Here is a 24,014-nt window from a genome sequence, read left to right as displayed (position 1 = left end):
GCTAGCTCGCCCAATCTCTTAGGCGTACACTCAAAGCCTCTTTAAGCGAAGGAACAGAAACCTTTTCAACAATTTCCATCCCAAAGCCATAAAGCAATAGGCGCTGCGCTTGTTCAGCGCTGATACCTCGGCTTTGAAGATAAAAGACTTCATCGGACTGAAGCTGACTGACAGTAGCACCATGGGCGCATTTGACATTATCAGCGATAATGTCTAGCTCGGGCTTAGTATCTACTCGCGCTTTAGTTGAAAGCATGAGGTTGCGGTTGAGCTGCGAAGCGTCAGTCAACTGGGCCTCTTTTGAAACATAGACTTTACCGTTAAAGACACAGTGAGACTGGTCGTCTACAATATTTTTTTGAATCTGGGTAGCACTACCGTAGGGGTAGGTAAGGGCCAGCAGACTATGGGTATCCGCTAGCTGGCGATCGCCTAATGCACTCAAACCATACAGCTTGGTATCTGTCTGTGCCCCAGACTGATAAACCTCTACGTGATGACGTGATAGCTTTGCACCCAAATCAACCGCTGTACATTGGTACTGGCTGTTTGCTGCTTGATCCACCGCGGTCTTTGCCAAGTGGAAGGTATTGGCGCTTTCGTCTTGTACTCGAATGTGATTGACCTGGGCACCTTCTGCTAGCCAGATCTCGGTAACGCTATTGTTACAGCAAGTCTCAGTTGGCTCGTCTTGGCCAACACTACATTGAGCGTTTGTAGCCTCGGCTGGACCAAAGAAAGATTCGACTAGGGTAAATTTAGCGTGCCTTTCGGCAATGACGAGCGATCGCACATGCGAAATAAACCCACCTTGCGAGCCTCGGGCAATATAGATAGGCGCATCGACTACTTGGTCAGCCTGCACCCAGACCACCATCACATCCGCAAACCCAACGGTGTTTAGCGCTGTAAAAACTTCGCTCCCCCCCTTTATCTGAGCCAGCTTATCTTTTAGGATGGGCCCTAGCTTTTCAGCATAGTCGGAATTTTTCAATAGCTCGGAGAGCGGTCCGACAATCGCTTTATCTGTACTCTGATCTACTTCCCTAGAAAGGGATGAATCGTAATGACCGTTGATGGTAGTCAGACAAGTGCCGTCTGATAGTAGCTTCAGGTGAGCATTCCAGTCGTCAGCCTGGGAATACACTGGCTGCGATCTTTGGAACGGCTGATCTAGCATCTTAGAAAGATCGGTGAAGCGCCATTCTTCGTCTTTGCCAGAAGGGAAAGAGCGTTCGTTAACCAAGGCGATCGCCTGATCACGCAAAGCCTTTAGGCCTAAGGGCGACTCGTCCGCTGCTGCCGCGGCTTGAGTTAGGAGATGCTTAAGATAGGTCTCACGGTTGACCTTAGCAGCAGAATTCGATGCTGAACTTACAGTGTTTGTCATGACTGGGCTACTGCCTCCTCAGCCACAATCCAATCATAGCCACGAGACTCAAGCTCTTGAGCCAGTTCCTTACCACCAGTCTTCACGATTCGCCCTTGTGCCATCACATGTACGTAGTCTGGCACGATGTAGTTGAGCAGCCGCTGATAGTGCGTGATCAAAATAGACGCATTCTCAGGTGTACTGAGCTGATTGACGCCGTTAGAAACAATCTTGAGCGCGTCAATATCTAGGCCGGAATCCGTCTCATCTAGAATTGCTAGCGTCGGCTCTAGCAGTGCCATCTGCAAAATCTCATTGCGCTTCTTCTCACCGCCCGAAAATCCCTCATTGACACTGCGATCCAAGAAGCTAACGTCCATTTTTACAACATCGGAGCGTTCTTCAACTAAATCATCAAAGTCAAAGACATCAATCTCTTCTTCGCCGTTGGCTTTACGATGAGAATTGTAGGCAACTCTCAAGAAGTCGCGATTACTGACGCCAGGAATTTCTAGCGGGTACTGAAATGCAAGAAACACACCTGAGTTCGCCCGTTCATGAGGCTCTAGCTCCAGCAAGTTCATGCCCTGGAAAATGACTTCTCCAGCGGTGATTTCATAGTCTGGGTGGCCAGCCAATACCTTCGAAAAAGTGCTTTTGCCAGACCCGTTGAGGCCCATGATGGCGTGGACTTCTCCGGCCTTTACCTCGAAGTTGACGCCTTTAAGAATTTCTGTGCCGTCGACGCTGGCATGAAGATCGCGAACAGAAAGAATAGTTTTAGCAGTTTCGTTGATCATCTGTATATTTCTTCTAGGGCCGACTTAGCCGACCGAATTTTCTAGTTTGAGGCTAAGGAGCTTATCAGCTTCAGCGGCGAACTCCATAGGCAGCTCATTAAAGACATCACGACAGAAGCCACTGATAATCATCGAGACGGCATCTTCAGGCGAGATGCCACGCTGTGCAAAGTAAAAGAGCTGATCTTCCCCAATCTTCGAGGTAGAGGCTTCGTGCTCTACTTGAGCAGAGCTGTTTTGCACCTGGATATAAGGGAATGTATTAGCGTTTGAGGCATCACCTAGCAGCATAGAATCACACTGGGAGTAGTTCCGTGCTCCTTCTGCCTTCGGATTGACTTTAACCAAGCCGCGATAGCTGTTTTTTGATTTACCCGCAGAGATCCCCTTAGAGATGATAGTGCTGCGAGTGTTTTTGCCCACATGAACCATTTTGGTGCCAGTGTCTGCCTGCTGGTAGTTGTTAGTCAGTGCAACTGAATAAAACTCACCGACTGAGTTGTCACCTGCTAGGACGCAGCTAGGGTATTTCCAAGTAATCGCAGAGCCAGTCTCTACCTGAGTCCAAGAAATTTTGGAGTTATCACCCTTACATAGTCCGCGCTTAGTCACGAAGTTGTAGATTCCGCCTTTGCCATTTTCGTCGCCAGCAAACCAGTTTTGAACTGTGGAGTACTTAATCTCAGCGCTGTCTAAAGCAACGAGTTCGACAACAGCCGCGTGAAGCTGATTGCTGTCGTACATAGGTGCAGTGCAGCCTTCTAGATAAGTCACAGAGCTACTCTCTTCCGCTACAATCAGCGTCCGTTCAAACTGTCCAGAATCGCCATTATTAATTCGAAAGTAGGTAGAAAGATCCATCGGACACTTAACGCCCTTTGGAATGTAGACGAATGACCCGTCAGAAAATACGGCTGAGTTCAGCGCCGTGAAGTAGTTATCTCCAACCGGAACAACCGTGCCTAGATACTCTTTAACTAGCTCTGGATGTTCTTTGACCGCTTCTGAAATAGAACAAAAGATAACGCCATGCTTTGCTAGATCCTTTTTGAAGGTAGTGGCAATCGAGACACTGTCAAAAACCACGTCTACTGCGACATTGGCTAAGCGCTTTTGCTCATTGATAGAAATCCCTAACTTATCAAAAGTATCTAGCAGAGCTGGATCAACTTCATCCAGACTACCTAGCTTCTTCTCAGACTGTTTTGGCGCTGAGTAATAAACAATTTCGTTGTAGTCGATTGGCGGATATTTGACATTCGGCCATGTCGGCTCCTCAAGCTCTAGCCAACGACGATACGCCTTGAGGCGAAAGTCGAGCATAAACTGCGGTTCCTCTTTCTTAGCGGAGATGGCGCGAACGACATCTTCACTGAGACCGCGCGGAAGACTATCGGATTCAATATCAGTGACAAAACCGTACTTGTATGGCTGACTAACTACAGACTGAACGCTAGAACTCATGGAGATTAACAGACCTGTCTAAGGGTGGTGTAGGTTTCAAAAGGTGAGGCTAGAAGAAATGATCTACTTATCAGTCACTTCACGAATCTGTTCAAAAGTAATTTCTCTTTCCGTCCCCGAGAAAGGGTTATCTTCAGTCAGAAAAAGCATGCAGTGACATTCCTGACGCTCTTGCATAGGCACACAAGGACAGTTCCAATAGGTTGCTTTGACCTCGGCTTCTTTATCTTCGTAATGGCGGCAGGGGCATAGCGGCGCACCTAAATCATCCTTATGCTTAGCTAGCCCTTCTAGTACAACCGCAGTGACCCCTAGATCTTGGCAAAAATACGTGCCGGTACGTTTGGCATAGCTTTGAGCAAAATTCCGCATAATTTCAAGACTTTTATCAGAACCTTGCGTGGTGTTGGGGGTACTCATCGTGCCTATGTTGCCTCTCTCTCTATGTTCCTAAGGTTTACGAATGGCTTACTAGAGCCAAATCTGGGTAAGCGGGTGCTAAGCTTTGATAACTAAAGCAACATGCGTGTTGTTTAACTAATTAAATAAAGGTTACTGTAATAGGACAGGTTTTAGCAACAAAAGTGTTTCTAAAGTATTATTAACTTAGTGCTCGACTTGCTGTCCGGTTTGCTGTAGGGATTTGAAGGGAAACTTGTGCGCCAGAAAGTAACTTCTCAATCGACTTCTCAACCTTCTACTAAGGTGACTGCTTCTAGGGTCTCTACGGGAGGATCTTCTTCTATGCGAGAGGATATTTTGCGCTTTCTATTGAAGCGAGGGACAGCGACAGCAGGCGCGATCGCCCGTCATTTAGATATCACCCCTCAAGGTATCCGTCGCCATCTAAAGAATTTAGAGACTGACGGGCTCATAGAACACCAAACTAGCCAAGCAGGCATAGGACGGCCGAATCACGTCTATAAGCTTAGCCGCAAGGGGCGAGAGCAGTTTCCCGATCAGTACGATCAGTTTGCGCTGTCGCTGTTAGATACGGTGGCGGATACGCTAGGGCCTGAGCATGTCAGCAAGCTGCTAAGACATCAGTGGCAGCAGAAGGCGGCAGAGTATAGAAAGCAGCTAGGCGATGCTCCACTTAATGAACGAATGCAGACGCTGGTGAAGCTGCGTCAGGCCGAAGGATATATGGCAGAATGCTATCCAGCGGATGATTCTACGGATGATTTAGCCTTTGTAATCACAGAGTATAATTGCGCGATCGCCCACATTGCCGAATCCTATCCGACGGTATGTGGTCACGAGCTAGCGATGTTTGCTCTGGCCTTACCCGATTGCTCTGTAGAGCGCACTCATTGGCTAGTTGATGGTGAACATCAGTGTGGCTATCTGGTCAAAATGAGAGTTAGTTCCTAAATCCTCTTTCTATCGTGATCGCTCCATGTCTTTACAGTTTCTCACTGAAGAAGAATCCGCTGCCGTAGACGCAGCCTTACTAACGACACCTGAGAAGTTTCTCACCCGCCTCACCCTTTCTACTGGCAAGCTGCTTGTCTACATTGCCAAAGACTTAGGCACGACAGTAGAAGCGCTAGACAATCAGCAGATTATCGCCTGGTTTGAAGCGGACTCCAAGCGTAAGCAGCTAGAAGGGATACAGTCCTCGGTGCTAAAGTGGGACGCCAAAAACCTTACTGACTTGCCTAAGGAATGAAATGGCCCAAAAAATGAAGTAGCCCAAGGAATGAAGTGGCCTAAAGAATTAAGTAGGAAAGAATTAGATAGGCGAAAACTAAGCTACTGAATGTCTAATCTCTGCTGATTTGTGACGCTATACGTATGATGGGTAGATAATATTAAGCAAGCTGGGTATGCCTAGTTAATACTAACTGAGATTAAACAGGTTAGAGTTGAATAATAGAGTCGTTGGACAGAGTCGTTAGAACGACCCTCTATTCCTGATTGTTTTGCCCTGTCCTGATAGCAACGTGATTCGATGAAACAAATCTTTTCTCGCAGCAAGTTTTTGATGCTCGTGGCCGTTTTAGGGATGGCGATCGCGCCTACCAAAGCAATGGCACATCAGGTTCAAACCAACTATATCCTTGATTCTCAATCGGGTGACCGCATCCAGCTACGTACCACTTTCAGTAATGGTCAGCCACTAAAAGGTGCCAAAGTTACCGTCACTTCCCCTAATCAACCCTACCGCATCCGCACCGTAGGCAAGACTGACAGTCAGGGGCGCTTTACCTTCGTTCCCGATCAGTCAATCAGCGGCGATTGGGAAGTGAACATTAAGCGCGAAGGTCATCAAGATATCTTGACTGTGCCTGTAACTGAAACAGGAATTGATCTCGATCTGATGGCGCAAAATGGCCTAGAACAGGTAGGGAATAGCGATGTGCATTATGCGAGTTCGCCATTCGCTATAGCAGGTGGCCTAGCGATCGCCGCAGCTAGCTTAGGTTTAGCCCGAGCCACTAGCAAAAAACAGGCTAAGTAATCGCAGTTAGCTGAGCTAAACTTCTTGCTTAAATAGTCGCTAGACCAATTAGGCAGTCCTAAGATCAGTTGGCCTAAAGGCTTTCTAGTAGAACGCTTAGCCTTCTAACTTCTGCTTTTATTGTTAGCGGTGTACGGCCTACCAACCCCAGGTGCCAGCGTCACCTTTGAATGGTCCGACGATATCACTGGTGATCCATCCCGCATAAAAGTTGCCAGCCTGAGGCTTCACTTTCTCATCATCTACATAGCAAGCATCCATCGGTCTGGGATAAAATCCCACGTATTGGCTCAGCTCTTCATACTCAGGAGAAATGTTGGGGTAGTACCAAGCGGCATTTTTGGCCTGCCGATGGCCAATCTGCACCGTGTAGTAACTGGCCTGTCCCTTCCACTCGCAGTAGGTAGAATGTGAGCTTGGCGTTAGGTACATCATCTCGATGTCGGCGAACGAGATGTAGTAGTTAGGGGGATGACTAGTCTCTAGAATCCTTTTGGCACGGTGAGTATCGGCGATTAGCTTGCCGTTGAAGATAATTCTAATGTGTTTGAACACGTCCTCAATCCTGGGTGGCCGAGGATAGTCCCATACGGATTCTTGACCAGGTTTAGGAGTGATAGGTTCAGGGTGCATGAGATTCGTTCGAGACCTTCGTAGCAGATCTTTAGCGGTAGCCTAGTAGGAAAAGCCTGCGACGAATAGCACAACAGTCAAGACACCAACTAGAACCATAAGCGCAGTTCCTGCGTCCCAGCTACCTTTCCAAGAGTAATTTTTGCTATCTTTCTCAGACATAATCAACGACCACGACAACTTTACTTGACTTAGCATAGCGCCAGAACCGAAGCGTTTCTATCTCCCCTGAGAGAGGCAGTCGTAACAAACTATCAGGGAACAGGGAAAAGTTGATTTCATAACAAGGACATCTGCTGTCCCTGTTGGGCGTAGTAGAACTGCTCCACGCCGCAGCGTCGATACATAGGTAGCTTTCGCTTGAACGATAGACGAGTTTCTACGTTAGCGGTCTCTAGCTTTTGCTGAGCGTCTTCTTTTCGACAGTTCAATATCTTGGCGGCATCTTGTAGGCGTATCCACTGCTGACCAAAGCGTTTAAGTAGGGTCTCATCGTCTTCGTTCTGAATTTGGGTGAGTAGAGTTTTAGCGAGTAGCCAACAGGCTTTGGTGTCAGCTTCAGCGCGGTGAGAAGTGTCGATATCAAAGTTGAAGTGCTTGATTAGGTTTGGCAGACTGCGAGAGGGCAGATCGGCAAGCAGCATTCTAGAGAGGATAACGGTACAGAGTTTTTGGAGCGGAGGCTTGTAAAAACGGATGCCAAGTCGTTTGTATTCGGTGCGCAAAAAGGAATAGTCAAAATCAAGGTTGTGAGCGGTAAACACGCGATCGCCTTCTAGCAAAGGTTGACATTTGGGCCAGATCTCCTCGGGTGGCGGCGAGGAGTAGACCATTTCAGGGGTAATGCCGGTGATCCTGGTAATATATTCGGGGATTTTGACTTGGGGGTTAATTAAATAGCTTTCTTGATGTTCTAGTCCATCGGCAAGGCTGGCGTGAAGAACAGAAACTTCGATGACGCGGGCATTGTGTCCAAGGGCTCCGGTCGTCTCGACATCAACGACGGTGAGTGGCGAAGCGCTGATCTGGCGATAGTAGCTCAGCAGTTCAATAGATAGAAGCGCGGATTGTCCCTGAAATTTTGCAGCGTGAGCAACCATAAAAAGAGGTATGAGTGATGAAATCTGAATAACGAAGCGAGGAGGCAGGCGTTACAGATGAGTGGGTTATCTAGTATGTCTGTCTAAATTTATCGTTCGTATTTCATCGTTACGTGTTTGCAAGCATCACTGTTGGGATAGCCTTTTGACATCTTCGCCACCAATCTTTTCATGAATTCTGGCAAGACGGTCAGGAATGGTCTGGGAATGAGGACTGTTTTTGAGGCTATCCGTGAGGTCGAATTGGCTGAGGTTGTCGGCTTTGTTCCCAGGAAACCAATGGCTAGCACCGCCAAGTAGGTTGTAGCGAGACTGGGCGTATTCAACCATATCGAAGGCTTCAACCAGATTACCGAGCCAAAGGGCGATCGCAATATTGATCTGTCCTGGGGTTGATTGCAAGTCGGGGAGACCTTCTTGCCACGTGTGATACCAATGTTCTCCTAGGGTGGCGATCGCCCGCTTTTCCAAGCGTTCTAGAATAGGCGCCAGCAGTTCATCTGCCTGATCGAGCAGGGGCAGCACTTTCATATGCTCATCGAAGTCAGACGGACAAGCAGCACCCAAACTTAGCGTATGCACCTGCGGATGGCTGAGGCAAAACAGATCGTTGAACACCATCGGACTGAGTGGCTTGCACAGCTCTACTAGTCTGGGCGGTGGACTATATAGGTTTCCGCCTTTATTAGAAGGACTGATAATAAAGACACCCATATCTCGCCGCGCTGCAGCTTCAATCGCGCGCCAGTTGTCTTGAAAAATGTAGTACCAGTGAATGTTTACATAGTCAAACAGATCGCTTTCAATAGCATCGACAATGACTTGGGTTGGGCCGTGAGTAGAAAACCCAATATGACGAACTTTGCCCTGTGCTTTTAGCTTCCTAGCGGCGTCCATACAGCCGCCGGGTCGAATGCTGTAATCCAACGTCTCAGCGTTGTTAACTCCATGAAAACCTAGCAAGTCTAGGTAGTCTAGATTCAAATTAGAAAGCGAAAGCTCAACGGTTCGGGAGAATTCAGTGGGATTGGCTCGGGGTGAGACTTTCGATTGAACAATCAGTTTACTACGCTCGAAGGTTGGTAGCACCTTACCTAACTGAATTTCCGAGGTGCCATAGCCCCTAGCTGTCTCAATATGATTGATTCCCAGTGAGAGCGCTCGGCGGATAGTTGCCTCTAGATTTTCTTGATTTTTCTGAGGGATAGTATCCGGTGGTAGGTCCTGCCAGGAGTGTTGATATCGCATGCCGCCACAGGAGAAAACCGGCATTTGTAGTTCGGTACGGCCAAAGCGGCGATAGAGCATTCGAGAAAGCGCAGAGAAAGAGTTTAGTCAGTTTTGATTGTAATCAATTGATTGGTCAATCAGCGCAAAATTGAGCGGAGGATGAATTGTCAAAGGCTGTGCTGGTATGCAAGGATTTTGGGAGTTCTTAGATAGATTTTGCTGCTCATATGTCTATTCCTGTTCCGTCTCGTCGTAGTGGCTACCGTATTGGCAATGCAAATGCGCCAATTATGGTTGAAGTGTTCTTTGATCTCGAGTGTCCTTTCTCTAAAAAGTGCTGGGACACTGTGATGCAGGTAAAGGCAGCCTATACAGCAGAGCAGCTCTATTGGGTGTTTCAGCCGATGTCGTTGGGCAACCATCGACAAAGTTGGGATGCGACCAAAGCAGCGATCGCGGTCTCTGATGCAGATACCCAAAAGTTTATTGACTTTGTTAGCTATTTGTTCGGCAAGCAGCCAGAGTTTGCTAATGAAGCCTGGAAAGATAAAACCCAAACAGAGTTTCACACCTTTCTAGCTGAATGCGCCGCTGAGGCGACAGCGTATAAAGACAAAGAACAGTTTCTCAAGTTGCTAAGTAGTAAAGAAATCTACGCTCAAGCTCGCATCCCAGCGCGCTTTGCGATTGTACGCGGTGTTTGGTCTACGCCAACGTTCTTTATCAACGGCGCAGAAGCCACTACCCTATCATCTAGTTCTAGCGTGCAAGACTGGCGTTCTGTCATCGATGATCTTCTGTAGATATCATCCTATCTACTTGTAGAGGTTTGTCTTGTGAGCCCTCATCTAGACTAGCTACACAAACTCATCAGCAGAGAATTAACTGTAGGAAATAGCCGGAAAATTGTATTCATCGATACGGTTTCTCCATAATTTCGTCAACATTGTTCTGTACTCTCAGGCGTAGAGAAAAGCTGATCTGAATTAGGGATTGCATTATGGCTACTTCGCTTCAAAGGAAAGTCTATACGCTTGATATGCTACGCGACGAGACTAGAGCGCTTGTATACAGAAGAGTTGTCGATCGTCAGCAGCCTATCTACGGGCTATCTCACCATATCCCAGACCATAGATGGGAGTGCTTCAAGTTAGAACTAGCTAATAATGAGTTTTTACTGCGCGATCGCATTATCGATCTTCTCAGCCAGGATCGTTGGGAAGAAGATACATAAATAACTAAGTTTCCTTCATCTTCACAGTTTCTTCACACCCTACCGCTAAAAGAAAAGAAGACGAGATGTTAGGAGATCACCATGATTAATAAGATCCTGGTTGCGCTAGATACCAACGAGTCTTATGAAGCGGTGTTTCAAGTAGCCCTTGATATGGCTAAAGCAGAAAGTGCAGAGCTAACGCTCCTAAGCGTTCTCTCAACCGATGGAACGGGTGAACTACCCACGATGGCCTATCCCAGCCTAGCCGGCTACCCGTTTGCAGTCCCTGAGTATGCCTGGGATGCCTACCAAAAACAATATGACATGTGCAAGCGAAGGGGATATGAAACGCTTTCTAAACTAGAGCATAGAGCAACAAAAGTGGGCGTGCGGGCTAGGGTCTTTCAAGACGTAGGCGATCCAGGAACCCTCATTTGCAATCGCGCAAAAACCGAGAAAGCCAGCCTAGTGGTAGTAGGTACCCATGGACGCAGGGGCATCAACGAACTACTCATTGGTAGCGTCAGTAGCTACGTTATGCACCGGGCTCCCTGCTCAGTGCTGATAGTTCGTGCTCAAACTGCCAATACAGAAGCAGCAGAGTCTGAAGCTTTTACTCAAGACCATAAGCTGACAGCTGCATAGATACAGTGGCATAGAGACATACCTATGGGACTAATCAGTCCTAAGGTTTTGCCCTTCTATTGGTTCTATGGGGTAGTTCTATGGGGTGATTTGAAGCGGCTGTTTGGCTAGCCCCTTCCAGAGAGAGAACACACACTGAACCCACTGTGAAAAGTTAAGAATACATCCCTATTTTGCAATAGCATTTTTGCATTTAGCTTGAACCCTGAATAAACGTTTGATCCTGGTTCCACGAGCTGCTAAGTGCATAGTTATTTGCTAATGCATCAGTGGATGACTATGTTATGAGGTCTACTGATCATGAGTTATTGCCTTTGTTGTAATAGTTGTTTGTTGCGCCATATCCGGCATGGGGAAGTGCGCTGGTTTTGCCCAAGCTGTCGGCAAGATATGCTTGGTCGTGAAGATGCCTGTTGTGCGAGAAGTCTCCACAGAAGTGCTATAGATAAGCACCTGCCTGCTGTTATAAATAGAGTTCCACTTCAAGACACCGTACTTTTGCCGGCCTGATATCTCTGTTATTTTGGAGCAGCAATAGAATTTCTCCAAGCTTTGGAAGTTTTCTATCGCTCCTGCTGGTTGGTTCTGTAGTGGTCTATCGATGCTTCTGAGCTGATGCTTCTAGTTAGTTGCCGACTACGGAAACTGTAGCGTCTAGGCTGACTCCAAATACCTCTTCAAACCAGGCTTTCTTGTAGCCGATGTTCCAAAGCTCCAGCTCACATTTGTTGTTTGCATCGTCAGGCGTGAGCTGCAGCGTCAGCGTTCTGCTTTGATCGTCAAAGATGGTTTCGATAGATGTAATCGCCTGGCTGCGTGCCCTATCTAGGGCTACTGCCACTCGTAGTATTGCCCCTAGCTGATCGACTAGCTTGCGCTCGTACTTCCCTGGCAAATTGTTGTAGTTGTCGTGTCGCCTTTTAGGTAGATTCTTGCGATGGTAGCGAGCAATATTTCCGATAATTTCTATCTCAGTCTCTGTGAAGCCTAGTAGCCCACCATTGCGAATTAGGTAATAAGAATGCTTGTGATGCGCAGAATGACTAATATAGTGGCCGCTATTATGTAGCATTGCCGCTGCCCACAGATATTCTCGCTCCAGCAGCGATAGGTTATGCAACACCCCTTGGGTTTGATCGAATAGGCTAGTTGCAAACTGGGCAACGGTGTCGCCATTAGCTTTGTATTTATTTGCAAGCTTTCGCACAGAGCGATCGCGAATCGAGTCTTGAAATGCCATGCGATCTTCGATCAGGCCGTTGATCAGCATCCAATTGACGACTACGCCCTCCCGTAAGGCTCTTTCACAGACCTTGAGCTGCGAGATGTTCAAAAGCTTCATGACCGTCTGCAAGATAATTGCACCTGGCACCACAATCTCTGCTCGTCGCTCAGACATCCCTGGCAGTGCTAACCGCTCTGTATAGCTCATCTTACGGAGCTGATTAATCCGAGCATCTAGCTCACTGCGTGTCAGCAAACAGCCGTTGATTGGATCGGGCTCTGATCCGGTTTTATCAATCGCTTCAAGCGCAGCTAAACACTCAATCGTGCCAGAAGTGCCAATCATGCTCAGCGTCATATGCTCGTGCGCTGTCCCTGCTAGCTTCTGCCTTAGCTTAGATCTAAGCGAATCTATGGTGGGTTCTAGCATGCCTCGAACGTAAGCTTTTAGATACGTATACTCCTCTTTGCTAATGGGATCAGTCGTCACAAACTGTGATGTCAGGCGTACCGCGCCGACCTTAGTACTACTTAAAAAGTCATGACGCCCCCCGCGACCCGCAATAATCTCCGTAGAGCCACCACCAATATCTACAATCACGTGAGGCTGACCTTTTAGCTCCATGCCAGAAATCACGCCTAGATAAATCCGCCTGGCTTCTTCCTTGCCAGCAATCAGATTAATCGATAGGCCAACCTCTGTCTTGACGCGATCAATAAATACTTGGCCATTGACCGCTTCACGTACAGCGCTAGTCGCTACGGCGACAACATCATCCGCTTGAAAACGCTCAGCAATTTGCAAGCAGCGCTTGAGCGAAGCAATGCCTCTTGTCATAGCTTCTTCTGTCAGGCTACCGGTTTCTTCGCAAAAGTCTCCGAGTCGAACTGTGTCTTTTTCTTTGCCAATAATGTTGAAAGAAGGTAGCGTTGCGTCAATTTTGACAATCACCATATGAATAGAGTTAGTGCCAATATCTATAGCGACTAGCACCAGCTCTGGGCGACCCTTGCTTAGCAACCTTTCTTGCAAGGTAAGGTTGAGTGCGTCTTCTATTCTTCCTATGGATAGAGACTCGTCTAAGTCCTTTGAGGTTCGTTCATCGTGGACAGACAGCTCAGCTTCAACAGTATTTACCATCGATGGTTACACAACTTCGATTGTGTCCAATTTCCTCACTCATACTACAGTCTGAGTGCCTCTAGAAAGGGAGCTATCTGCTAGCTAGCTGTGAATTTTTTACGAATTTCCTCAGTTCGCTTGCGGTTCGCCCCTAGATCAGACTTGCCAAGGCGGGCTGCACTGCGGGTATGAATGACTGACTCACCGGCTGGCACGTAGAATTCTACATCGTCGACAAAGCCCATCAGTTTACTAGAGAATTCTGCGTAGAGATAGTCATCGCTCACGGTATTTATCTTCGAGCGTTCCATCCCTTCAATGATGGTTTTGAGCCGAGCGATCGCGTCCTTAGCTGAGCCAGTAAAGGTAAGGGGCGAAATCGCATGCTCCGTATCGTCAGTAGGCGTGTGAGAACATACACAGTTAGGTGTACCCGGACACGCCTTTAGTCGTCCGTCTTTTACCCCCAGATCGGTAGGTGGCGTACCCGAAAAAGAAAATAAACCCATAGCGACTCCCCTCAAGGCCCTTCCTCGAGCTTTCAACAGCTTGGTACTACTAAACAGATTACTACCAATAGATGACTACTGCTGGTGCATAGATGGCAGCTTGTACCAAGGCAGATGCGGATACTCGTGATGTTCCCAATGGTAGTCGAAGTGGTAGCAACTCAAGAATGATAGAAGCGGCGTAGCACGACTACTATTGGCCCGATGAACGTTAGTATGACCGCCATCTGGGCGCTTATGGGGACGATAGGTGCCAAAGTAAAATAGCTGCCAAGAGCTTAAGGCTTGGGGTAACAGCCAAAACAAAACTGCGTTGAGAACAGGTACACCTAGACCCAAAACCATTGGATAAAAGAAGGCAGACATCCCCCAAAAGATTGTCCAGCCCTGCCCACCTTTGATATAAACCCGCATAAATTTGAAGTACCAGGGCCAGAAGCTGCTCGGATAGAAGTCTGGATCAGCAGTCTGGGCCGGGGTACGGTGATGCTGGTGGTGGCACGCCTGCATCATGTCAAAAGATAGAAAACTGTATATCCACAAGATGACTTGCCCAGCTCTATCATTCAGCTTTGGGTAGGCAGGCATCAGCGTGCCGTGCATTGCGTCATGCGCCAAGATGAATAGGCCCGTATGCAGAAACGACCGGATGACAATAGTTGCTAACACGACGCCTATAGAGAGTGTTTGGGCGTCAGGTAATAAGAATAGACTGGCGTAAGCAGTTGATATCCAAAGGAGTACAATCAGTGTAGCAATAGAGATAGAGACAAAAGATTCTCTAATTAAGGCGGTAGATAAGGATCGAGCAGTCATGCAGTAAGAGAATCTATCAATAGTATTGAAAGTTTGTATCGAAATGTAAAGTTGAACTTCGTCTACAGTAGCAGGGTTCGTAGATTCTGAATAACTACCTATTGACTGACTTCTTAGCAAGCCCAACTGGCAGCAGGGTATCACTCCAGCGTAGCTATAGAAAAGTAGGAACTACAGCAAAGTGAGGATATATGCTCCCTTTCGTTTATCAGGCTCGCTTAGTTGACTGCTGCCAAATTAGGCTTTCAAGGCGTCTAGTATCCTTGATTGGACTACCTTAGTTGACCTATCAGAGGCATTAAAACCCTCAAACTATAGTCAGCGTCCAAGTAGTCTTAAAGCAGTACTTTGGCTCTTCTACCCCGAGAGGAACATTTCAGACTATGCAAGGCTTATCCCCAGAGAAACTTCAACAAATCTATCAGGCGTTTCCCGACCAATTTGAGAGCGTCATTCTAGGAACCACTAGTTTAGATTCTCAACCTCAGGCCAGCTATTCACCTTGTATTGTGGATGAAGCGAAAAATATCTATATCTTCGTTAGCGGTTTATCTGCGCACACCGACAACCTAACCACAACTCAAAAAGCAAGTGCGCTGTTTATAGAAGACGAATCAAAGACGACGCAGATGTTTGCTCGCAAGCGCTTGAGCTACAGCTGCATAGTGACTTTGCTAGACAGAGATAGTGAGCAGTGGGGAGCGATCGCGCAAGCATTTGAGACCCGCTTTAGCAATATCATCGACCTTATGAAAGGCCTACCTGACTTTCGGATCTTTCAATTGCAACCTCGCTCAGGTCGATTTGTTCTAGGATTCGGCAAAGCGTACGATATCGATCCAAACAATCTAGACCAGCTGATACACAAAGGTGAGTCCTAGACGCAGAACTCCCTCTAACGCCTACGCTTCTATCAGGTCTTCGTCCTCTTCCCAACAGTCCACAGCCAGCAAGTCGTCGATAGAATCTTTCATCGTAAAACCAAATGATTCTAGTTCAGACTTCCAATGCGCCCACTTATCGCTAAAGATAAAAGCAATCTTCCATAGGCTATCAGAAGGCTGAATAGCTTTGGCATCAACTAGCGATCGCACTTTACGTTGAAACTTGACCATTGGATGTTCAGTCACTAACTTGTCAGCCACCGAGTTGGTTAGTGGTGGCACAGCAGTCGATTGAGTTGTCATAAAATTCAGTTTTGAGAATACTCAGCTTGGAGGATACTTTTTCAAAAGATTCGAATGGTATAGCAAAGACCAACCTACTGTCAGCTACTTACCGCATGAGGCTCTGTACAGTTGCCCTAGCATGCGCGTTCCAACACATAGTTTCGACATATATCAGCTTAGGCAAATCGCCATATGCCTTAGGCCTTTGATGAAGCCAGACCAGGTATCTCTCTAGTCAGTTGCCATAAGTTTATAGCGGATAAATAGAGCCTTTACTTACGGTGTTAATCTTTCGTAAGAAGATTCTATCTAGTGCGTCTTACTAGAGTCATCTATCCTTAGATATCAGCCAAACGAATGAGATTGAGTGATAGCTTAGGCTTCTGACATCTCGTAAGTACTCGCAAGTATCAGTCAGGCTGTTTAGCCTTGAACTGTTTAGCCTTGAGTGTATGGCTTTGCTTGCAGGCTCTACAGCCTATCAAGCATCGCTTACAAATACATTACCCTCTACATACGTTGAGTTTGTATGCGTCGAACAATGATACGGTCAACAGTTATAAGCCTTGTAGCCCTTATGGTAAGTGACTTCTTAGATAATTTGCCCTAACAAAAGCTCCTGCTCGTTAGCTTATATGCTGTGGGCTGGTCTTTTTGCTTCAACCGAGGTTTAGTATAGCAAGTAATTTGTTGATCTATCAAGTTAGTCCTTTCCATGCATATCAATTTGATTCTTTCCATTCAATCGATAGCAATGATCGATAGAGAAAGCTTCGCGCTACACTAATTCAGCACGAATATTCAGTACAAAGTCAGGCTGGGTTAAAATTCGGCATTCAAATCTAACTCAAAGCTTAACGCCAGTCGAGCAGTGCTGCTCAAGCAGTGCATCGGCCGATCGAAAGCTTGAACAGGCGTATTGCCTTGATAGCTGGGTTATGTTTATTGCTGAGCATGGTTGTCTTCTGTACGTTTCACTCTTGTTTTTCCTATGGTGGCCTCCCAATCTTCTCAAGCTTCTACATCCGGAGCAAATTCAAATCCAGCAGCTCCGGTCGCTACACCAGAGACCCCAATCAAGCTACTACGTACCGACGAATCAGAAAAATTAGAGCGGATTCGCCATACCTTCTCTCATGTGATGGCTATGGCCGTACAGCGCTTGTTTCCTAAGGCGCAAGTCACTATTGGCCCTTCGATTGACTATGGTTTCTATTATGACTTTGATGCTCCTGAACCGTTCACTGATAAAGATCTGAAGTCCATCAAAAAAGAGATGGTCAAAATTATCAAGAAAGGGTTACCTGTCATTCGTGAGGAGGTCAGTCGAGAAGAGGCAAAGCGTCGGATAGAGGAACTTAAAGAACCTTATAAGCTAGAAATTCTAGAGCGTTTAGAAGAGCCGATCACGCTTTATCACCTAGGCGATCAGTGGTGGGATTTGTGTGCGGGCCCTCATATTGAAACAACTAAAGATCTCAATCCCAAGGCTTTTGAGCTAGAGAGCGTTGCAGGAGCCTACTGGCGTGGAGATGAAACCAAAGCGCAGCTCCAGCGAATTTACGGTACCGCTTGGGAAACGCCCGAAGAGCTTAAAGAATATAAGCGTAGAAAAGAAGAAGCGAAACGCCGGGACCACCGCAAGCTTGGCAAGGAGCTAGGACTGTTTATCTTCTCCGATGAAGTTGGACCTGGACTACCCCTATGGACGCCAAAAGGCACCGTATTGCGCTCTACTCTAGAAGACTATCTGAAAGGAGAGCAAGTGGCCAGGGGATATTTGCCTGTTGTGACACCTCATGTAGGCCGAGTCGATTTATTCAAAACCTCTGGCCACTGGCAAAAGTACAGTGAAGATTTGTTCCCGATGATGGGCGAAAGTGAAGACGAAGGGTTTGTGCTCAAGGCAATGAACTGTCCTTTCCACGTACAAATCTACAAAAGTCAGCTGCGTTCCTACAAAGAGTTACCGATTCGGTTAGCTGAGTTTGGCACTGTGTATCGCTATGAGCAGTCTGGTGAGCTAGGGGGTCTTACTAGAGTGCGTGGCTTTACCCAAGATGATGCCCATTTGTTTGTGACGCCCAATCAGCTTAATGATGAATTTCTCAAAGTGGTTGATTTGATTCAGGCGACCTTAAAGGTGTTGCAGATGGATCAGTCCTTCAGAGCGAGGCTGAGCTTTCGTGATCCTAAGAACAAAAGTAAGTATATCGGCTCAGATGAAGCTTGGGAGAAAGCGCAAAGCGCCATTCGCCAGGCGGTGGAGACGATGGGCATGGACCACTTTGAAGGAATCGGTGAGGCAGCTTTCTATGGGCCAAAGCTGGACTTTATTGTGCGTGACGCACTTGATCGAGAGTGGCAGCTAGGGACTGTGCAGGTAGACTATAATCTGCCAGAGCGCTTCAATCTGGAATACGTGGCAGAAGACGGTAGTCGGCAGCGCCCAATCATGATTCATAGAGCACCGTTTGGTTCTTTAGAGCGGCTGATTGGTATTTTGATCGAGCAGTATGCTGGGGACTTTCCCCTGTGGCTTGCGCCTGAACAAGTGCGGCTGTTGCCGGTAGCCGAGAGCCATTGGGAATATGCCGAGCGGGCGGCGATAGACATGCGTAAACTAGGAGCGCGGGTCGAAGTAGATAAAAGTGGTGAGCGGCTGGGAAAGATGATCCGCAATTCTGAGAAGGCTAAAATTCCGGTAATGTCTGTAATCGGTGATCAGGAAGTCACGGACAATACTTTGAGTATTCGCACACGAAAAGAGGGAGATTTGGGAGCGATCGCTTTGCCTGAAGTCCTCAGCCGCATAAAAGCCGCCTTGGAAACCCGTAGCGATTTCTAAGTAGGTTTTTATTACAAGGTGCTGGTTCTAGCAACGCAGCGCGAGAAATTCTAGTCAAGCGTTCTATGCGGAGATTTTAGAGAAGGACACTTAATTGGGCGCCCTCTAAACGATAAAATGGCTCACTGTGTTTAGGACTCTGTTTTTTTGTGCCTTCTACCGTTGCTGTTACCGTTCCCGCTACAACTGCCAATATCGGCCCTGGGTTTGACTGCCTAGGCGCTGCCTTCACACTCTACAACCGCTTTCACTTTACGCCTTTTACGCCACTATCTGATAGTGAGCCGTTTCAAATTACGGTTGTAGGCACCGAGTCCAAACGGGTTAATAGTGGTGCGAGCAATCTTGTTTATCGGTCTTATCTAAAGTGCTATGAACGCATAGGGATATCGGCACCGCCTGTTCATATCAAGATCAATCTAGGCGTCCCACTTTCTCGAGGCCTAGGTAGCTCCTCAACGGCAATTGTCGGCGGTATCATTGGCGCGAATACGCTAGCCGGTTCTCCTTTAACCAAAGCAGAGATAGCAAGATTAGCTAACCAGATAGAAGGACATCCAGACAACGTGGTACCCGCTCTATTTGGGGGCGCGCAACTAGCCGTCGTCACCAGGGGACGGCTGCAAGTTTGTCATCTGACTTGGCACGAGACGGTGATGCCTGTTGTGATTATTCCTGAATTCGAGCTATCTACAGCCGATGCACGGCGGGTACTACCAGCTCAATATAGCCGAGCGGATGCAATCTTTAATACAGCTCATATTGGACTGCTGCTACAAGGGCTAGCAACAGGAAATGGCGATTGGATCAGCGGCGGGATGAGCGATCGCATTCATCAGCCCTACCGTAAAAAACTCATTCCCGGCTATGATGATGTGCGCCGTGCCGCCATGAAAGCCGGAGCCTGGGGCTTAGTTATCAGTGGAGCCGGGCCGACTTTGCTAGCCTTAGCGCCGCCCGATGCAGCCGATGTTGTTCGTGAAGCAATGGAAACGGCTTGGGAATCTCAGCCATTTGCGGCCAAAGCTTACTGTCTGAAGCTTGACACGCAAGGGGCTGTATCAGAAGCCATCGGCTAGCTATAGCAATCTGCTCAATGCATTCAGCAGATTGCTAAGCACTTAGCTTTATCTATCAAGGGTTGTAGCGCTTGGTGATAGTGCAAGCCAAGTGCGGATTGCTATAGTCTGAAAAGCTAGGGTGACTGTCTGTTTTATCTCGTATAAAACTGAACCCGGGTAAGGCGCTTGCGCTACGACGCTTTTCACAATCAGCTGTCTAACTTTGCAGCTTCACTAGGTTGATGACTACAAGAATCAGCGAAGCTATGGCAGCAGCTATGACAGTGCGAACACACTCGGCTCTTAAAAAGCCGCTAAAACAAGAGGCTGAGCCATCAGACACAACCCTTCATTTCTTTACTGCCAACCCTTTATTTCCTAACTGGTAGAGTTCTGTTATAGCAAACAGAGGAATTCTAGTTACTTCTCTTTCTACTAGGAGACTGATACCACCTGATTGAGCCAGTAATGATTAGCGTCAACAAGCCGAGCGCATTAAGAACTGGATATAGAAACTCTAAGTTTATCTAACCGAACTTGCCCCGGTGTAGATCGAGGAGCCATAGGAAGTCGTTAGCGCGATCGCCTGCTACTGAAAACTGAAATAATGTTCCTGTCGTCAGCGTTAACAACAGCGGTAGCACCATAGAAGGGACAAGTGCCCTATGCAGCTGACGCAAACGGACTCGATTAAATGTCATAGTTGACTCCCCTGTTATTTTCCTTGAAAAGTAATATCAAGACTTTGTCCTCTTCCAAGCGCATAAGACGAACGGCGCTGCTATCAGCATCGCTAGTATGGATTCGCCTAAGCCTATAGTAAATCCATCAAACAATCCAGACTTAGAAGTTGAGGCTGGCTCTTGAGATACTGGAATCTCCTCAACGATCGGTTTATGCTTCTGTTGGTTGTCGTCTGACAGGGCATTAGCATCGGAGTCAATCTTGTTAGCCGAAGTTGCCTCCTGCTGAGTGGTATCAAAGAGATCTGTCGCCTTAGAGGAGAGATCAGGCTGCTGGCTATTTGGAGGAGATGTCTGCTCAGGTTGTGATGATTCATAGTGATTAGAATGAGCGATCGCCTCTTTAGCGTTCAGGCCGTGAGCGCTAGTCAGAAAGGCTATACCTAAAAAAGCGGCGCGGTGAGAAACTGATAAACAGGGCATAGGCTCAGACTTCCTCCGAGTTTTCTAAAGAGGCCCGTAGTCAGTGTTGCAAACAAATATGAAACAGGAATGAAATCGACCCATCTCATAGCCAGCATTGGTGTCGTTTATCACTAGCGCATTATAGCCACAAACTTTCACAGATACCTTTCACAAACACCTATTGAACGTTGGCTTTCACCGTGATCGAGCCACGAAACATGTTCATACCGCAGTGAAATGTGTAATCACCTGCTTTTTCAGGAACAACCTCCAAGGTTACAGTTTGATTAAGCGGCAAATCTACTGCTTTATTAAAGTCAGGTAGAATAATCCGCTCTAAACAACTACTAGGATCTTTGCGCAGAAAATTTAGCCGTACTAGCTGGCCTGCTCGAACCATTATCTGATTGGGAGAGTAGCCGCCATCTACCGTTATATCTATTGACTGAATGCCGTCAGCAGTCTGGGTAGTTTGAGCGTTGGGTTTGCTCAAGAGGAACCACCACAGCTCCAAGCCAATGAGTCCAGCCCCCGCCACAGCCACGCCCGCCTTGAGACCCAATGGCTGCTTAATACGGAGAAATTCGCCAGTATCGGCTTCAGAAATTCGAGCACGAGCAGTGAGCGTACTTCCGGCTACCATGCCAATGGTCAGAAGACTACATAGTAGCCATTGATAGCGAAGTCGTCGGTTTTGAGAGAGCTGTAATTGCATCAGTTTATTCTCCACTCCAATGCGATGGTCAGCGAATATCCATACCTTCAGGCTGAAAGTTTCGAAGACGAAGCGCGTTCGTAACAACAGAAACAGAGCTAAAGGCCATTGCCCCGCCTGCAACAATAGGATTTAGCAACCATCCAAAGAGGGGATAGAGAATACCAGCAGCAATCGGGATACCCGCCACGTTGTAAATGAAAGCAAAAAACAGATTTTGCCGAATGTTGATAATGGTGGCTTTACTGAGCTGAATAGCGGTAACAATGCTCCTAAGGTCGCCAGAGATAAGCGTGATATCACTAGCAGCGATTGCCACATCTGTCCCGGTTCCAATCGATATTCCTACGTCTGCTTGAGCTAACGCCGGCGCATCATTAATGCCATCTCCTACCATCGCTACCTTCCCTTCAGACTGTAGCTGTGTAATCTGCGCAGCTTTCTGGTCGGGGCGTACTTCTGCAAATACGCGACGGATCCCAACTTCTTGGGCGATCGCCTCCGCAGTCTGTCGATTATCCCCAGTCAACATCACCACTTCCAAGCCCATCGCTTGCAACGCGCTTACCGCCTGAGCAGACGTTTTCTTCAGCGCATCAGAAATACCCATTAGCCCTTCGGCTTTACCGTCTACCGCAATCCAGGCCGTAGTTTTTGCCGAGGCTTCCCAGGACTGACGCTCAGATTGAAGCGCCCTCGTATCAATGCCTAAGCCTTGCATCCAACGATCAGTACCAATTTGCACCAAACGGCCATTAATTATTCCTTGAACGCCTCGGCCCGTAACCGCATCAAAATCTTGAACGCTCGTTAGCTTCTTCTTTTCAATACCTTGAGAGGCGGCATAATTCACCACTGCTTCAGCCAACGGATGTTCTGAACTGCGCTCAACCGCTGCTGCCATTTGCAACAGTTGAATCTCGTTGCCGTTGGCTGTTCCTTTGACTGTCAAGTAATCAGTAACCGTCGGCTTACCCTCGGTCAGTGTCCCCGTTTTATCGACAACAATAGTCTGAAGCTTGTGAGCGCGTTCTAGGCTTTCAGCATCTTTGATCAAAATGCCGTTCTCAGCCCCTTTGCCTGTACCGACCATGATAGAAGTCGGCGTAGCTAGTCCCAGAGCACAAGGGCAGGCGATGATGAGTACGCCAACCGTCGTCAGCAGCGCCAACGTAACGTTGCCCACGAGGTTGAACCACAGGACAAATGTGGTGATGGCAATGGCAATGACTACCGGCACAAACCATCTGGTCACCTGGTCAGCCAGCTTCTGAATAGGCGCCTTTGAGCCCTGTGCATCTTGTACAAGCTGTACGATCTGTGCGAGTACAGTATCTTTGCCAACCCGCGATGCTCTAAATCTGAAGCTTCCTGTCTTGTTGATAGTTGCCCCAATGACTTCCTCACCCGGTTCCTTTTTCACCGGAACCGGCTCGCCTGTTACCATCGATTCATCGACAGTAGAGGTACCCTCTGTTACTTCACCATCAACCGGAATCTTTTCACCAGGGCGAACAATAACAATATCACCGACAACAACGTCTTCTACCGGCAAATCAACGTCCTCTCCTCGCCGAATCACCCTCGCCATGTTTGCCTGTAATCCCATAAGCTGACGAATCGCATCGGAGGTCTGTCCTCTCGCTCGGTTCTCTAAGTAGCGGCCCAGTAGCAGCAGTGCGATAATCACAACTGCGGCCTCGTAGTAAACGTCGGGTGCGAGCCCTTGTGAAATGAGAAAGCCAGGGTACAGCGTTACGAAAACAGAGTAGACATAGGCAGCGCCCGTTCCCAACGCGATTAACGTATTCATATTGGCAGCACGGTGGGTGAAGGCTTTCCACGCACCCATGTAAAATGACTTGCCGCACCAGAACAAAACAGGCGTTGCTAAAACAAGCTGTAGCCATGGGTTATGTAGAAACATCGGCCAGCCGGGAATATCTATACCCAACATCATCGGTAACGTGCCTAAAATCAGTGCCACCCCAATAACGCCGCTGACGCCCGTTTTAATAAGGAGCGATCGCTGCTGCGATTTACGCTCTTCTTGCGCTTTGGCGTCTGTCTCACCAATGCTCAAATCTTCTCGTTTACTCGCTTCGTAGCCAGCATCAGCCACCGCGGCCTGAATTTTCTCAAGACTGGTACTACCCTCATCGTATTCAATGCTGGCTAGCTCAGCCGCAAAGTTAACCTGAACCTCGCGAACTCCTGGCACCTGATGAATAGCCGATTCAATACTGGTGGCGCAGGCGGCACAGCTCATGCCCTTGAGTTTTAGGGTAGTGGCGGTCATATAAGAAGTCTCTTAATTAGCTGAAGATGACTATTTGGCAGTTTAGACAGACTTTTCATAGCTGATCGGCTCAGTGCTATTAGCGTAAACCCTCTAGTTAAGGAGAGAGTCAAGGGGGCTAGAAGTATATCTTCAATCATGTAGATATGCCTGAGATGGAAACATCTCGCGTTTGCGC

24 protein-coding genes are annotated in these 24,014 nt (G+C 47.6%); 9 read left to right on the top strand and 15 right to left on the bottom strand.

The features are described from left to right. Position 1: 1 nt before the first annotated feature. The 4 genes from sufD to S7335_RS16635 form a co-directional block, all read right to left on the bottom strand. The gene (gene sufD / locus S7335_RS16650) at positions 2-1,390 is read right to left on the bottom strand and encodes a Fe-S cluster assembly protein SufD (RefSeq protein WP_006455024.1); all 1,389 of its coding nucleotides are present in this window, start codon (positions 1,388-1,390) and stop codon (positions 2-4) included. Continuing rightward, complete coding sequence (gene sufC, locus S7335_RS16645; protein ID WP_006456876.1) at positions 1,387-2,172, bottom strand: Fe-S cluster assembly ATPase SufC; 786 nt, start codon at positions 2,170-2,172, stop codon at positions 1,387-1,389. Before sufC ends, sufD begins: the two co-directional genes overlap by 4 nt. Positions 2,173-2,196: 24 nt before the next feature. Beyond that, entirely contained in the window at positions 2,197-3,636 is a 1,440-nt protein-coding gene (gene sufB / locus S7335_RS16640) for a Fe-S cluster assembly protein SufB (RefSeq protein WP_006456920.1), read from the bottom strand. 63 nt (positions 3,637-3,699) lie between these two features. Further along, positions 3,700-4,056, bottom strand: coding sequence for a ferredoxin-thioredoxin reductase catalytic domain-containing protein (locus S7335_RS16635; RefSeq protein ID WP_038016434.1), 357 nt, complete (start codon positions 4,054-4,056; stop codon positions 3,700-3,702). Between the two features lie 324 nt (positions 4,057-4,380). On the opposite strand from S7335_RS16635, the gene sufR reads away from it, so the two are divergent. From sufR to S7335_RS16620, 3 genes are all read left to right on the top strand, one after another. Further along, on the top strand, positions 4,381-5,010 hold the full coding sequence (gene sufR, locus S7335_RS16630; RefSeq protein WP_038018800.1) for an iron-sulfur cluster biosynthesis transcriptional regulator SufR: 630 nt from the start codon (positions 4,381-4,383) through the stop codon (positions 5,008-5,010). A 25-nt stretch (positions 5,011-5,035) separates the two neighbouring features. After that, on the top strand, positions 5,036-5,308 hold the full coding sequence (locus S7335_RS16625; RefSeq protein ID WP_006455894.1) for a hypothetical protein: 273 nt from the start codon (positions 5,036-5,038) through the stop codon (positions 5,306-5,308). A gap of 282 nt (positions 5,309-5,590) precedes the next feature. Further along, the gene (locus S7335_RS16620; protein ID WP_006457200.1) at positions 5,591-6,100 is read left to right on the top strand and encodes a hypothetical protein; all 510 of its coding nucleotides are present in this window, start codon (positions 5,591-5,593) and stop codon (positions 6,098-6,100) included. A gap of 138 nt (positions 6,101-6,238) precedes the next feature. On the opposite strand, the gene S7335_RS16615 is transcribed toward S7335_RS16620, so the two are convergent. The 3 genes from S7335_RS16615 to S7335_RS16605 all read right to left on the bottom strand — a co-directional run bounded on the left by S7335_RS16615 (position 6,239) and on the right by S7335_RS16605 (position 9,141). Further along, positions 6,239-6,733, bottom strand: a complete 495-nt coding sequence (locus S7335_RS16615) for a DUF427 domain-containing protein (RefSeq protein WP_038016432.1) — start codon at positions 6,731-6,733, stop codon at positions 6,239-6,241. Positions 6,734-7,011: 278 nt separating this feature from the next. Beyond that, positions 7,012-7,833 carry a PolC-type DNA polymerase III gene (locus S7335_RS16610; protein ID WP_006457641.1) on the bottom strand — a complete coding sequence of 274 codons (822 nt, stop codon included), beginning with the start codon at positions 7,831-7,833 and terminating at the stop codon, positions 7,012-7,014. A gap of 126 nt (positions 7,834-7,959) precedes the next feature. Further along, positions 7,960-9,141, bottom strand: coding sequence for an aldo/keto reductase (locus S7335_RS16605; protein ID WP_006456925.1), 1,182 nt, complete (start codon positions 9,139-9,141; stop codon positions 7,960-7,962). A gap of 149 nt (positions 9,142-9,290) precedes the next feature. Here S7335_RS16605 and S7335_RS16600 point away from each other — a divergent pair, with 149 nt between their 5' ends. From S7335_RS16600 to S7335_RS16590, 3 genes are all read left to right on the top strand, one after another. Further along, on the top strand, positions 9,291-9,866 hold the full coding sequence (locus S7335_RS16600; RefSeq protein ID WP_006455483.1) for a thioredoxin domain-containing protein: 576 nt from the start codon (positions 9,291-9,293) through the stop codon (positions 9,864-9,866). A gap of 197 nt (positions 9,867-10,063) precedes the next feature. After that, a complete protein-coding gene (locus tag S7335_RS16595; protein ID WP_006456734.1) occupies positions 10,064-10,297 on the top strand; it encodes a DUF4327 family protein in 234 nt (77 codons plus the stop codon). A gap of 81 nt (positions 10,298-10,378) precedes the next feature. Then, entirely contained in the window at positions 10,379-10,924 is a 546-nt protein-coding gene (locus S7335_RS16590; RefSeq protein ID WP_006453991.1) for a universal stress protein, read from the top strand. Between the two features lie 625 nt (positions 10,925-11,549). On the opposite strand, the gene S7335_RS16585 is transcribed toward S7335_RS16590, so the two are convergent. The 3 genes from S7335_RS16585 to S7335_RS16575 all read right to left on the bottom strand — a co-directional run bounded on the left by S7335_RS16585 (position 11,550) and on the right by S7335_RS16575 (position 14,596). Then, positions 11,550-13,289 carry a Ppx/GppA phosphatase family protein gene (locus S7335_RS16585; protein ID WP_006455005.1) on the bottom strand — a complete coding sequence of 580 codons (1,740 nt, stop codon included), beginning with the start codon at positions 13,287-13,289 and terminating at the stop codon, positions 11,550-11,552. Positions 13,290-13,369: 80 nt separating this feature from the next. Next, positions 13,370-13,780, bottom strand: a complete 411-nt coding sequence (locus tag S7335_RS16580) for a DUF1499 domain-containing protein (RefSeq protein WP_006457522.1) — start codon at positions 13,778-13,780, stop codon at positions 13,370-13,372. A gap of 75 nt (positions 13,781-13,855) precedes the next feature. Continuing rightward, complete coding sequence (locus tag S7335_RS16575) at positions 13,856-14,596, bottom strand: fatty acid desaturase (RefSeq protein ID WP_050765910.1); 741 nt, start codon at positions 14,594-14,596, stop codon at positions 13,856-13,858. 383 nt (positions 14,597-14,979) lie between these two features. Here S7335_RS16575 and S7335_RS16570 point away from each other — a divergent pair, with 383 nt between their 5' ends. Beyond that, the gene (locus S7335_RS16570) at positions 14,980-15,477 is read left to right on the top strand and encodes a HugZ family protein (RefSeq protein WP_006457016.1); all 498 of its coding nucleotides are present in this window, start codon (positions 14,980-14,982) and stop codon (positions 15,475-15,477) included. 21 nt (positions 15,478-15,498) lie between these two features. Here the strand turns inward: S7335_RS16570 and S7335_RS16565 are convergent, their stop codons facing one another. Further along, a complete protein-coding gene (locus tag S7335_RS16565; RefSeq protein ID WP_227500016.1) occupies positions 15,499-15,783 on the bottom strand; it encodes a DUF4327 family protein in 285 nt (94 codons plus the stop codon). Positions 15,784-16,756: 973 nt separating this feature from the next. Here S7335_RS16565 and thrS point away from each other — a divergent pair. After that, positions 16,757-18,613: a threonine--tRNA ligase gene (thrS, locus tag S7335_RS16560; protein ID WP_006455201.1), complete on the top strand. Its 1,857-nt coding sequence runs from the start codon at positions 16,757-16,759 to the stop codon at positions 18,611-18,613. A gap of 149 nt (positions 18,614-18,762) precedes the next feature. Then, complete coding sequence (thrB, locus tag S7335_RS16555) at positions 18,763-19,692, top strand: homoserine kinase (protein ID WP_006456870.1); 930 nt, start codon at positions 18,763-18,765, stop codon at positions 19,690-19,692. 509 nt (positions 19,693-20,201) lie between these two features. Here thrB and S7335_RS28910 read toward each other — a convergent pair. The 4 genes from S7335_RS28910 to S7335_RS16540 form a co-directional block, all read right to left on the bottom strand. After that, on the bottom strand, positions 20,202-20,375 hold the full coding sequence (locus tag S7335_RS28910) for a hypothetical protein (RefSeq protein ID WP_006455635.1): 174 nt from the start codon (positions 20,373-20,375) through the stop codon (positions 20,202-20,204). 36 nt (positions 20,376-20,411) lie between these two features. Then, a complete protein-coding gene (locus tag S7335_RS16550; protein ID WP_006453478.1) occupies positions 20,412-20,840 on the bottom strand; it encodes a hypothetical protein in 429 nt (142 codons plus the stop codon). A gap of 160 nt (positions 20,841-21,000) precedes the next feature. Further along, positions 21,001-21,537, bottom strand: coding sequence for a cupredoxin domain-containing protein (locus tag S7335_RS16545; RefSeq protein WP_006454365.1), 537 nt, complete (start codon positions 21,535-21,537; stop codon positions 21,001-21,003). Positions 21,538-21,565: 28 nt separating this feature from the next. Further along, entirely contained in the window at positions 21,566-23,836 is a 2,271-nt protein-coding gene (locus tag S7335_RS16540) for a heavy metal translocating P-type ATPase (RefSeq protein WP_006455493.1), read from the bottom strand. Positions 23,837-24,014 lie beyond the last annotated feature (178 nt).

Origin of the sequence: Synechococcus sp. PCC 7335 (assembly GCF_000155595.1) — a bacterium.
Taxonomy (GTDB): domain Bacteria; phylum Cyanobacteriota; class Cyanobacteriia; order Phormidesmidales; family Phormidesmidaceae; genus Phormidesmis.
Note: the sequence above shows the minus strand (reverse complement) of the source record. Positions and strands in the feature narration are given on the sequence as shown.